Here is a 9,970-nt window from a genome sequence, read left to right as displayed (position 1 = left end):
GCTCGGTGTAGATCCGCTTGAGGTGTTTCGCGAGCACCGGCGCCCCCCCGGAACCGGTGCCGCCGCCGAGCCCGGCGACCACGAGGAACGCGTCGACCTCGTGGACCGGGATCGAGTCGATGGCGCCCTGCACCTCGTCGATGTCCTCCTCGGCGATCTCCGCGCCGAGCTCGTTGTCCGCGCCGACCCCGTGGCCCTTCACCCGGGACTGCCCGATGAGTACGCGCTGGTCCTCGGCGATGTGCTCGAGGCCCATGAGATCGGCCTTGGCCGTGTTGACGGCCGCGGCCGCACGGACGATCTCAGACCCCGTCCGCTTGTCGTACTCCAAGAATTTGTCGACGACTTTCCCCCCCGCCTGTCCGAATCCGATCATTGCAAGTTTCATCGTGTGCTCCCTCCGCCTTTGAAAGAAACAGAATGTGATGCCATATTTAAGCCTTCGGTTGCCGTTACCATCGCTGATACCCGCTTGAGTGACATGAACGGCCCCGAATCGGCGGATCTGACTCCCGAACCGTCGCCCCGTCCGGCGATCGGTCCCGTCATCGGACCCCGAGGTGCGCGCCGAGGGCGGTCAGCTCGTCGGGGTCGACGCCGAACGCGCTGACGTCGTTGTCGGCCGTCGTGTTGTCGAACTGTAACGAACGGTACTGGTCGGGCCCCATCGGGAAGCCGGGGACGGCGCCGAGCACCGTCAGCCCGACCTTAGCGAGCGGCATCGGCAGCGGGACGATGGTGACGCCCTTCCGCTCGGCCTCGTACACGAGGTCGGTGACCTGTCGGAGCGTCAGCGTCTCCGGCCCACCAATCTCGTACGTCTCGCTGACGTGTTTCTCCTCTTCCAGCGCGGCGACCAGCATCGGGACGAGGTCCTCGACGTGTACCGGCTGGAACCGGGTCTTCCCGCCGCCAGGAAGCGGGTACAGCGGGAGGCCGGGCGCGAACATCCCTTTCAGCCGCTTGGTGAAGGAGACGAACTCCCCGCCCTCGCCGAAGACGACCGAGGGGCGGAATATCGTCCAGTCGAGGCCGCTCTGGCGGACGATCTCCTCCGCCTTCCCCTTCGAGCGGATGTACGCCGTGTCGCCGCGGGGATCGGCCCCGAGCGCGCTCAGCTGGAGGAACCCCTCGACGCCGGCGTCCTCGGCGGCCTGCACGAGGTTCGACGTCCCGCCGCGGTGGATCCGGTCGTGCATGGCGTTTCCCCCCTTGGGCTCGAACAACGGCGAGAGCGCGACGAGGTTCACCACCGCGTCCCGCCCCTCGACGGCCCCGGCGATCGAGTCGTAGTCCGTGACGTCGCCCGTGGCGACGTCGACGCCGTCGGGCGTCTCGCCCCCCGAACGGGAGAGGGCCGTCACGTCGTGACCCCCCTCGGCGAGCGCGCGACAGAGGTACGACCCGATGAATCCGGTTCCGCCTGCAACCAACACTTCCATGCGCGGGATAACACGAGGAACCCCCGTAAACCTACCGTGACGTCACCCGGCGTCGCGGGCGCGGCGTCACGGCTTCGACTTCGGCGGCCGGTCTCGCTCGGGATTCGCGGCCAGCCTCGCGCGGGACTCGCGGCCGGCCTCACTCCGGATCGGCGTCCGGCATCGTCAACACCGGGACCGGGGAGGTCCGCACCGTGCGCTCCGCGACGCTCCCGAGCAGGTAGCGCTCCACCCCGGTCCGCCCTTGCGTGCCCATCGCCACGAGGTCGACGTCGTGGTCCGCGAGGTACGCCCGGATCCCGCGGGCGGCCGACGAGCCGACTTCGACGTGCTCGACCGTCTCCACGCCCGCCGCCTCGGCGACGGCGGCGGCCTCCGCGACCGTCTCCTCGGCGGCCGACACCAGCGCGTCGGTGCCGGAGTACGCCTCGATCCCGAGGCTCCCGACGTCGACGACTGAGAGGACGTGGAGCGTCGCCCCGCTCCGGGCGGCCAGCGCCACGGCGCGGTCGAGCGCCGCGTCGGCGCGCTCGCTCCCGTCGGTCGGCACGAGGACGCTCCGGTACGGGTACCGCGCCGGCTCGCCGTCCGGCCGGAGGCTGAGAACCGGGGGCGCCGACCGGCGCACGACCCGCTCGGTCGTACTCCCGAGGAGGAGGCGGTCGAGCCCGGTCCGCCCCCGCGTCGGCATGGCGATCAGGTCGACCTCGTGGTCGGCCGCGTACGCGGCGATTGTCTCGGCGACCCCGCCCTGGAGCACCGCCGTGACGGTCTCGACGCCGCGGTCCGCGGCCCGGTCCGCGGCCGCCTCGACGACGCCGTCGCCCTCCCGTTCGAGCACGTCGACGACGTCGCGACCGACCCGCGTGACGCTGTCGTGGGTCGTGTCGGCGACGTTGAGTACGTGGACCGTCGCGCCGTGGTCCGCCGCCAGGTCGAGGACATGGTCCAACGTCGTCGCCGCGCCCTCGCCGCCGTCGGTCGGGAACAGGATCCGGTCGAACATGCGCGGAGAGTCGCGGCCGACCGGTAAAAAACGCCCGCGCCGGTCGCCGCCCCTCGCCCGTCCCGTGCCGCCGCCCTAGTCGTCGCCGTCGCCGCGCTCGCCGGTGTCGCCCGCGGCGGTGTCTCCGTCGTCGATCGGACTGATCCGCACCGTCGAGATCCGGGCGCCGTCGACGGCCGTGACCTCGAAGCGGTGGCCGCCGGCCTCGACGACGTCGGCCGCCTCCGGCGTGCGGCCGAGCCGGTCCAACACGAGCCCGCCGAGCGTGTCGTAGCCGTTGCCCTCGAGGTCGGTCCCGAGCGCGTCGTTCACCACGGAGAGGGAGACGGAGCCGTCGGCCTCGTACGCGCCGCCCTCCCGCGCTCGGATCGTGTGTTCGCCGCTGTCGGTGTCGAACCCGTCGCGGAGGTCGCCGACGAGGGCCTCCGTGATGTCCTCGACGGTGACGATTCCCTCGAAGGCGCCCCACTCGTCGACGACGCCGGCCATCTGTCGGCGCTCCTCGCGGAACTGCACGAGGAGGTCGCCGACGGCCGTCGTCTCGGGGACGACGACGAGCTCCCGCGCCAGGTCCGCGGCCGTCGCCGACTCGTCGCCGGCCTCGCCGGCGCGGAGCACGTCCTTCACGTCGACGAAGCCGACCACCCGGTCGGCGTCCTCTTCGGCCACGACCGGGTAACGGGTGTGGCCCGCCTCAAGCACGGTCGCGCGGATCTCGGGGAGCGTCCGGTCGGCGGCGAGCGTCACCACGTCCGGCCGCGGCACCATCACCTCGCGGACGACGGTGTCGTCGAGCTCGAAGACGCCCTCGATCATGTCGACTTCGGCGGCGTCGACGCGGCCGGCGTCCCCCGAACGCGCGAGCACGCGGCGGATCTCGCGTTCGCCCATCGTCTCGTCGGTCTCCGAGGCGGGCGGGACGCCGATGGCGCGGGTGAAGGCGTTCGCGGCCCCGTTGAACACGACGATGCCCGGCGAGAACAGGTAGTACGAGAGCTTCATCGGAGGCGCCAGAAGCGTCGCGACGCGCTCCGCCTGCGCGATGGCGATCGTCTTCGGCGCCAGCTCGCCGAACACGACGTGGAGGAACGTGATGATGCCGAACCCGATCGCGAACGCGACGAGGTGGACGAGGTTCGCGGGGAGCAGCGGTCCGAGCGCCGGCTCGATCAGCGCCACGATCGCGGGCTCGCCGACCCACCCGAGTCCGAGCGACGCGAGCGTGATCCCGAGCTGCGTCGCCGCGAGGTAGTCGTCGAGGCTCTCCATCACGTCCTGGAGCGCCCCCGATCCGGGGCGTCCCTCCTCGACCAGCTGCTCGACCGATGTCGAGCGGACGCGGACGAACGCGAACTCGGAGGCGACGAAGAAGCCGTTCACCACGACCAACACGAGCGCCGCGAACACCCGGCTGACGGAGATCGCGACGTCTACCATCGGTGCCTCCGTGTCGACCGCGACGCGAGGGGGTCGTTGACCATGGCGACGTTTCACCGGGGGACACTAAAAGGGGCACGCCGGCCGGGAGACCCGTCGCGGCGTCGGCCGGAAGGCGGCCGCTCTCCCGGGATCCGGGCGGTTTATTCCCCGGCGCGTCCGAGCGCGACCATGCTGATCACGCTGGAGGGACTCGACGGGAGCGGGAAGACGACCGTCTGGGAGGCGCTCCGCGACGCCTACCCCGGCGCGACGTTCACCCGCGAGCCCACCGACAGCTGGTACGGCGAGGCGGTCGACCGGTCGATCGCGGCCGACGACGCCGACCCGCTCGCGGAGCTGTTCCTGTTGACCGCCGACCACGCGAACCACCTCTCAGAGACGGTCGAGCCCGCGCTGGCCGACGGCGGCCTCGTCGTCTCCGACCGCTACTCCGACTCCCGGTTCGCCTATCAGGCCGCGACGCTCGCCGCGAGCGACGTCCCCCTCGACCGCCCGCTGGAGTATATAAGAGGGATCCACGCCGGCTTCTCGCGGCCGCCCGACGCGACGATTTACCTCGACCTGGATGCGCGGGCCGCCGCCGAGCGCGCGGGGCGCACGAACAAGTTCGAGCAGGACGGCTACCTCGCGACGGTCCGGGACAACTACGAGCGGCTGATCGACGCGGAGCCGGACCGGTTCGTGCGCGTCGACGCGAGCCGGTCGCCCGAGGCCGTCACCGCGCGCGTCGAGGCGGTCGTCGCCGAGCTCGTCGAGGAGTAGACCGTCGCCGGGCGGGTCGGAATCGAACCCGCTACTGCGTGTCCGGCAGCTCGTACTCCTCCGGCGAGGGGACGTAGAGGTAGTCGATGGCCGCGCCGAGCACGATCGGCAGGAAGACGAGCAGGCCGAAGAGGACGGTCGTGCTGCCGAGGTTGATGCCGGCGCCGACGTTGAACGCGCCGGTGAACACGAGCGTCGAGATCAGGAGCAGCATCGGCGTCAACACGATCGTGTACACCACCGACCCCCACGACGTCGAGAGCCGGAGGCGGAAGAAGCGGGTCGTCACTCCGGCGACCAGCGTGTGGAACGCCACCAGCGCGAGGAGGCTGACGAACCCGATCAGCGCGAGCATATCTCCAGTACGGGTTCCCGGCATTTGCCCCTATCGGCCGGCGCCGCGGACCGCCCGCTTAAGAGGGCAGTCGTGATGTCGATCGGGACGCGCCGGCGTTCCCTATTTAAATCCCGCCGTCGTTCCCCTGCCGGCGCGCCGCCGACAGCAGCCCGGCCACCGGGTCGACGTACTCGTAGCCGGGGATCACGCCCTGCACGTAGGTCCCCTCGACGAAGTCGATGAGCGCTCCGGCGTTGTCCACGCCGCGCCGCTCGTTGATATCGGTCAGCTCGAACTCGACGACCACCTCGTCGTCTCCCGCCGTCACGTCCGGGTCGAACTCGTCGTCGCCTCGCGTCACGCCGCCGACGTCGACGACGCGGAGCTCGAACGTCTCGATCCACCCCTCCTCGACCACGTCGGCGATCTCGTCCGCGGTGGCCGCGGAGAGAGTCGGCACCCGGACGGTCACCGCGAACCGGACTCGTCCGTCCTCGGCGGGTTCGGCGCGCACCTTCCCCTCGAACGCGGTCGTCTCGGAGGTCCACGCGCCCTCCTCGGCCGCGGGCTCGAAGGAGCCGTGGTCCGCGAACGCGCGGGGGACTCGGTCCGGCAGATCGGTCTCGCTCATACCCCGAGAGAGACGCGGCGCGACCAAAAGCGCGTCGCGTCGGCGGCGCCCCGTCGCGTCGCGGTCCGGGGTCGATCCGGCCGTCGCGGCCGTCACCGGTAGTGGCACGCCGGGCCGCTACTGGTGGGCCTTTGTACCCGGACGGGCAACGCGAGGTATGACAGCGCAGTTCCTCTCGACCGAGGCGCTGGTCGACGCGCTCGCGGACGCGTCGTTCGACCGCCCGCCGGCGCTCGTCAGCAACGCCCACGTGACCGGACTCGGCGTGGCCCGCGCGCTCGACGCCCACGACGTCCCCGTGATCGCGCTCGACCGGGGCGGCAACGACGCAGGCGGGGGCGGCGAAGGGGACGCGCCCGCCGCGGGCGACGCGGGCGGGAACGCCGGCGCGGTCCGCCACGACGGGCTCGCTCCGCCCTCCGACGCGGTCGATTTCGCGGGCGCGGTCACCTACCCCCTCGACGACCTCGGCGGGTTCCGCGACGACGTGGAGGCGGTCGTCGACGCCGCGGGGACCGAGGCGGTCGCGTTCGGCTGCATGGACGAGTGGGCGCTGGCGTACGCCGAGGCCGACCCCGACGGCGTCCGGCTCCCCTTCGCCGGGATCGAGACGCTCGACGAGGTGCTGAACAAGTCGGCGCTGTACGCGACCTGCGAGGCGCTCGGCGTGCCGTACCCCGAGACGTACCGACTGGCCGAGACCGCTGACGCGGCGACGCGGGAGCCCGACGCGAGCCTCGACGAGGCCGCCGAGGCGCTCGGCTTCCCGCTGGTGGTGAAACCCGAACTCAAGCGCGACTTCGAGGAGGCGTTCGGCACCAACGTGATCGAGGTCGCCGACCGCGAGGAGTTCGCGGACGTCGTCGCGGCCGCGAGCGACGAGGGGATCGCGGTGATGGCCCAGCGGCGCGTCGACGTCGCGCCCGGTCGGGACCACTCGCTCGCCTCGTACGTGCCGCCTTCGGGGACCGACGACGCGCTCGGGATCGTCGGCAACGCGGCGGTCCGGTACCCCCGGCAGTTCGGCACCTCCTGTCTGGTGGAGACGGCCGACGAGCCCGCGATCGAGGAGCGCGCGCTCGCGGTGCTCGGCGACGCCGGCTACCACGGGATCAGCGAGGCGGAGTTCGTCTACGACACCGACCGAGAGGCGTTCCTCCTCCTCGACGTCAACACCAGGCCGTGGAAGTGGATCGGCATGCCCGTCGCCGCAGGGGCGAACCTCCCGATGGCGGCCTACGCCGCGGTCACCGACGCGGCGTACGAGTCGCCCGGCGTCGAGCCGACGCGCTGGGTGTTCCTCCCCGACTACCTCTCGCTCCTGGCGGGCGACGACGCCTTCTGGGACCAGCTGGCGCCCGCCGACTGGCGGCGCCTCGTCTCCGGCGCCTTCGAGCGCGAGGGCGACCTGATGACCGGGGTGTACCGCCCCTCAGACCCCGCCCCGGCCGCGAAGCTGTTCGAGACCGCGTTCGTCGACCGCGACTACTACTGCGCCTGTTGAGCGGTCCGCGCCGCCGCGTCAGTTATCCGGTCGCGCCGGACACGGGGCGCGTCTCCCGCACCCTCCGGATCGGTCGGGCCGAACCGATCGACGCGGCGAACGGGCTCACCGGTTCGACTCCTTCCAGTCGCCCGGGTCCCCCTCACGGAACTCGCCCTTGGCGCGGCGCTCGTGGGGCCAGAAGGTGACGCCCAGCAGCGCGACGTAGAACACGCCCACGGCGGCGACCACGGCGGTCCCGGGGATGCGATCGACTCCGGCGGCCGTCAGCCAGTCCTGGCGCGGCGCGAACGCCGTGATCCTGAACACCCACGCGCTCAGGAGGACGCCGAGCAGAGCGAGGTACACGCTCCGGAGCCGGTTCGCGAGCGCTTCGTACAGCGAGACTTTCAGCATCGGTTTGCGGTAGTCCCTGCTCAGCTCCGCTCGCCAGTCGTGGCTCTCGGTCCCCTGGGACGGGTCGAGGGCGTTCGCGAACAGGTTCTCCTGTATCACTCGGACGCGGGAGCGAAAGACGTCGTAGTCCCGGTACCGCCGCGCCTCGATGCCCAGAAACGTGGTGACGACAACGATCCCGATCAGCAGGATGTAGTGCGGGTTGTCGGTGCTCGAAAACGCCCACGTCAGGATCGCCGCCATCAGCGTCACCGCCCACGTCGTCGTCTCGTCGAGCCGCTGCCGCCACGTCCCCACCCGGTCTACCTCCCCGCGGTAGGCGTGGGCCATCACCGAACCGAGCCCCGTGCTGTCGTCGACCATCTCGCGGCCGATCTCCCGTTGGTCCGCTGCCGCCGGGTCGAACTCGTCGTCGCTCGAATCGGTCATGGGGGGACAGAGAGTTCCTCGCCGCATAAGCAGTTGCACTAGTTGTGTATCGGGCAGACCAGACGAGACTCGGGCGTATTCTACGCCCGATTCGGAAATCAAGCCGATGAACCCAGTACCCCCGCGGACCGCAGCCGCCGCACTCGACACGCCGTTCGCGTCCGCTCGCGAGAACTCACCGAAACCGAACCGGCGTACTTCGCTTATAAGGGCGTACTTCGCTTATAACTGCGTACTTCGATTATAAAAGGTCACACCGAACGCGAGAGGACGACCGCCTGCGAGCTACGACGACGACGGCGACATCTGGATGTTGAGGCTCTTCTGGACGAGCTGGGTGAACGCCATCGAGCAGAGGAAGTACCAGAGGATCCACATCTGGATCGGACCGACGATCCCCGTGCTCCACGTGACGTCGCCGGCGAGCGGCACGACGATCGCCTGCTGCGCGATCACCTCGTACTCGGCGGTCGAGCCGCGGTAGCCGATGACCCAGAACATCCAGAGGAACGCCGGGATGGTGAGGAACATGATCCACACCATCGGGCGGAACTGCTCTTTGAACATTCCGAGCTGGTCGCCCATCGCGTCCATCTGCTCCTCCTGGATGGCGTCGAGCGCCTCGTCGTCGTCGCGCTCCTTCGCGTCCTTCCGCCGCTCCTGGATGTCCTGCATCCGCTCTTGGTACTGGCTCATCTTGTCCATGTCCATGAGCCCCGCGCGCAGCAGCGTGGAGTACAGCCCGGTGCCGAGCGCGATCATCATGATGACGACGTAGAACGGAACGACGTTCAACAGCGGTCCGAGGACGACGTCTATCGTCCCCGCGATGGCGTCGCGGACCGGCCCGACGGCGTACCCGACGAAGGCGCCGAGGGTCGCGACGGCGGCGAGCTTGTCCCACTTCGTCCACGAGGTCGTCTCCGGGGTCTCGACGTCGCCGCCGTCGCCCCCGTCGTCCTCGCTCAGTCCCGCCTCGATCTCGTCGGGGTCGGCCAGCGCGAAGCCGGTCTCCCCGTCGACGAGGATCTCCTTCTCGATGAGGCGGCCCCACTGGCCGCTGGTGATCTCGTCGCGGACGTCGACCCACTGGATCTCGCCGTCGGTGGCGCGGTCCAGGACGACCTCCACGGCGTCTCGCATCTCGCCGTCCCCGCTGACGAGCGAGCGGACTCTCCGTTCGACCTTGCTCATTATCGGCCGGTTGGCGGCCGACGGTTAAGAACCTTGCAGGATCGGCGGCGACCGCGCGCCCCCGAGGCGACGGGCTCCCCTACGCCTCGACGACGTCGCGGATCCGGTCGAAGACCTCGTCCGGCGTCGCCTCGCCGTCCACCTCGACGAGGACGCCCTCGTCGCGGAAGTGCTCGACCACAGGCTCGGTGTTGTCGTAGAACACCTGGAGGCGCTCGCGCGCCGTCTCCTCGGTGTCGTCCTCGCGCTGGATCAGCTCGCCGCCGCAGCCGTCGCAGACGCCCGCCTCCTCGGGCGGCTGGAAGTCGACGTGGTAGTTCGCGCCGCAGTCGTCGCAGACGCGGCGACCGGTAAGCCGCTCGACCAGCACCTCCTCGTCGACGTCGAGGAAGACGACCGCGTCGAGGTCGGTGATCTCCGAGAGGTACTCGGCTTGGTCGAGGTTGCGCGGGTAGCCGTCCAACACGAACCCGTCGGCCTCCTCAAGCGCGGCCCGGACGATCTCGTTGACGACCGGGTCGGGGACGAGATCGCCCGCCTCCATGAACGAGCGCGGCGTTCCGTACTCCGTCTCCATGTCCTTGTTCGCGCGGAGCGCGTCGCCGGTCGTGACGTGTTCGACGCCGTACTCGTCGGCCAGCTTCGCGCTCTGCGTTCCCTTTCCGGCGCCGGGCGCGCCCAACAGCAGAATTCGGTGGCTCACACCGGAGCGCTCTCCCGCCGCACGTAAAGGCTTGAAGATCCCGGCGAGCGAGGGGCGCCGGCCCCTCGGTCCCCGCCGATCTCGCCCGCCCGGTCTCAGTCGGCCGCCCGGTCTCAGTCGGCCGCC

General features: G+C 70.6%; 11 protein-coding genes. 2 read left to right on the top strand and 9 right to left on the bottom strand.

From position 1 onward, the window contains the following. From N5096_RS14545 to N5096_RS14530, 4 genes are all read right to left on the bottom strand, one after another. Positions 1-388: FtsZ/tubulin family protein (locus N5096_RS14545; RefSeq protein WP_465261740.1), on the bottom strand; the 388-nt coding region annotated here is incomplete at its 3' end. Between the two features lie 157 nt (positions 389-545). Next, entirely contained in the window at positions 546-1,442 is an 897-nt protein-coding gene (locus N5096_RS14540) for a complex I NDUFA9 subunit family protein (RefSeq protein ID WP_267665528.1), read from the bottom strand. 139 nt (positions 1,443-1,581) lie between these two features. Beyond that, entirely contained in the window at positions 1,582-2,448 is an 867-nt protein-coding gene (locus N5096_RS14535; protein ID WP_267665527.1) for a universal stress protein, read from the bottom strand. Between the two features lie 75 nt (positions 2,449-2,523). Further along, positions 2,524-3,885, bottom strand: a complete 1,362-nt coding sequence (locus tag N5096_RS14530) for a hemolysin family protein (RefSeq protein WP_267665526.1) — start codon at positions 3,883-3,885, stop codon at positions 2,524-2,526. Between the two features lie 171 nt (positions 3,886-4,056). On the opposite strand from N5096_RS14530, the gene tmk reads away from it, so the two are divergent. Continuing rightward, positions 4,057-4,650: a dTMP kinase gene (gene tmk / locus N5096_RS14525; RefSeq protein WP_267665525.1), complete on the top strand. Its 594-nt coding sequence runs from the start codon at positions 4,057-4,059 to the stop codon at positions 4,648-4,650. A 31-nt stretch (positions 4,651-4,681) separates the two neighbouring features. Here tmk and N5096_RS14520 read toward each other — a convergent pair whose 3' ends face one another. Both N5096_RS14520 and N5096_RS14515 read right to left on the bottom strand, forming a co-directional pair. Beyond that, the gene (locus tag N5096_RS14520; protein WP_267665524.1) at positions 4,682-5,005 is read right to left on the bottom strand and encodes a DUF7991 family protein; all 324 of its coding nucleotides are present in this window, start codon (positions 5,003-5,005) and stop codon (positions 4,682-4,684) included. Between the two features lie 106 nt (positions 5,006-5,111). Next, positions 5,112-5,618 carry a DUF5813 family protein gene (locus tag N5096_RS14515; RefSeq protein WP_267665523.1) on the bottom strand — a complete coding sequence of 169 codons (507 nt, stop codon included), beginning with the start codon at positions 5,616-5,618 and terminating at the stop codon, positions 5,112-5,114. A gap of 157 nt (positions 5,619-5,775) precedes the next feature. On the opposite strand from N5096_RS14515, the gene N5096_RS14510 reads away from it, so the two are divergent. Beyond that, positions 5,776-7,122, top strand: a complete 1,347-nt coding sequence (locus N5096_RS14510; RefSeq protein ID WP_267665522.1) for a carboxylate--amine ligase — start codon at positions 5,776-5,778, stop codon at positions 7,120-7,122. A gap of 105 nt (positions 7,123-7,227) precedes the next feature. Here N5096_RS14510 and N5096_RS14505 read toward each other — a convergent pair whose 3' ends face one another. The 3 genes from N5096_RS14505 to N5096_RS14495 form a co-directional block, all read right to left on the bottom strand. Beyond that, on the bottom strand, positions 7,228-7,947 hold the full coding sequence (locus tag N5096_RS14505) for a DUF2270 domain-containing protein (RefSeq protein WP_267665521.1): 720 nt from the start codon (positions 7,945-7,947) through the stop codon (positions 7,228-7,230). A 285-nt stretch (positions 7,948-8,232) separates the two neighbouring features. Further along, positions 8,233-9,141: a DUF106 domain-containing protein gene (locus N5096_RS14500; RefSeq protein ID WP_267665520.1), complete on the bottom strand. Its 909-nt coding sequence runs from the start codon at positions 9,139-9,141 to the stop codon at positions 8,233-8,235. Between the two features lie 79 nt (positions 9,142-9,220). Beyond that, the gene (locus N5096_RS14495; protein WP_267665519.1) at positions 9,221-9,844 is read right to left on the bottom strand and encodes an adenylate kinase; all 624 of its coding nucleotides are present in this window, start codon (positions 9,842-9,844) and stop codon (positions 9,221-9,223) included. Positions 9,845-9,970 lie beyond the last annotated feature (126 nt).

The organism is Halorubrum yunnanense, assembly GCF_026586675.1.
Lineage (GTDB): Archaea > Halobacteriota > Halobacteria > Halobacteriales > Haloferacaceae > Halorubrum > Halorubrum yunnanense.
The sequence above is the reverse complement of the archived record's forward strand: the minus strand, read 5'-3'. Positions and strand labels throughout refer to the sequence as shown.

Excerpts from the sequence above, each read along its gene's own strand:
- N5096_RS14500 (WP_267665520.1), bottom strand. The coding sequence starts at position 9,141 with ATGAGCAAGGTCGAACGGAGAGTCCGCTCGCTCGTCAGCGGGGACGGC.
- N5096_RS14520 (WP_267665524.1), bottom strand. The coding sequence starts at position 5,005 with ATGCTCGCGCTGATCGGGTTCGTCAGCCTCCTCGCGCTGGTGGCGTTC.
- N5096_RS14530 (WP_267665526.1), bottom strand. The coding sequence starts at position 3,885 with ATGGTAGACGTCGCGATCTCCGTCAGCCGGGTGTTCGCGGCGCTCGTG.
- N5096_RS14535 (WP_267665527.1), bottom strand. The coding sequence starts at position 2,448 with ATGTTCGACCGGATCCTGTTCCCGACCGACGGCGGCGAGGGCGCGGCG.
- N5096_RS14515 (WP_267665523.1), bottom strand. The coding sequence starts at position 5,618 with ATGAGCGAGACCGATCTGCCGGACCGAGTCCCCCGCGCGTTCGCGGAC.
- N5096_RS14510 (WP_267665522.1), top strand. The coding sequence starts at position 5,776 with ATGACAGCGCAGTTCCTCTCGACCGAGGCGCTGGTCGACGCGCTCGCG.
- N5096_RS14540 (WP_267665528.1), bottom strand. The coding sequence starts at position 1,442 with ATGGAAGTGTTGGTTGCAGGCGGAACCGGATTCATCGGGTCGTACCTC.
- tmk (WP_267665525.1), top strand. The coding sequence starts at position 4,057 with ATGCTGATCACGCTGGAGGGACTCGACGGGAGCGGGAAGACGACCGTC.
- N5096_RS14505 (WP_267665521.1), bottom strand. The coding sequence starts at position 7,947 with ATGACCGATTCGAGCGACGACGAGTTCGACCCGGCGGCAGCGGACCAA.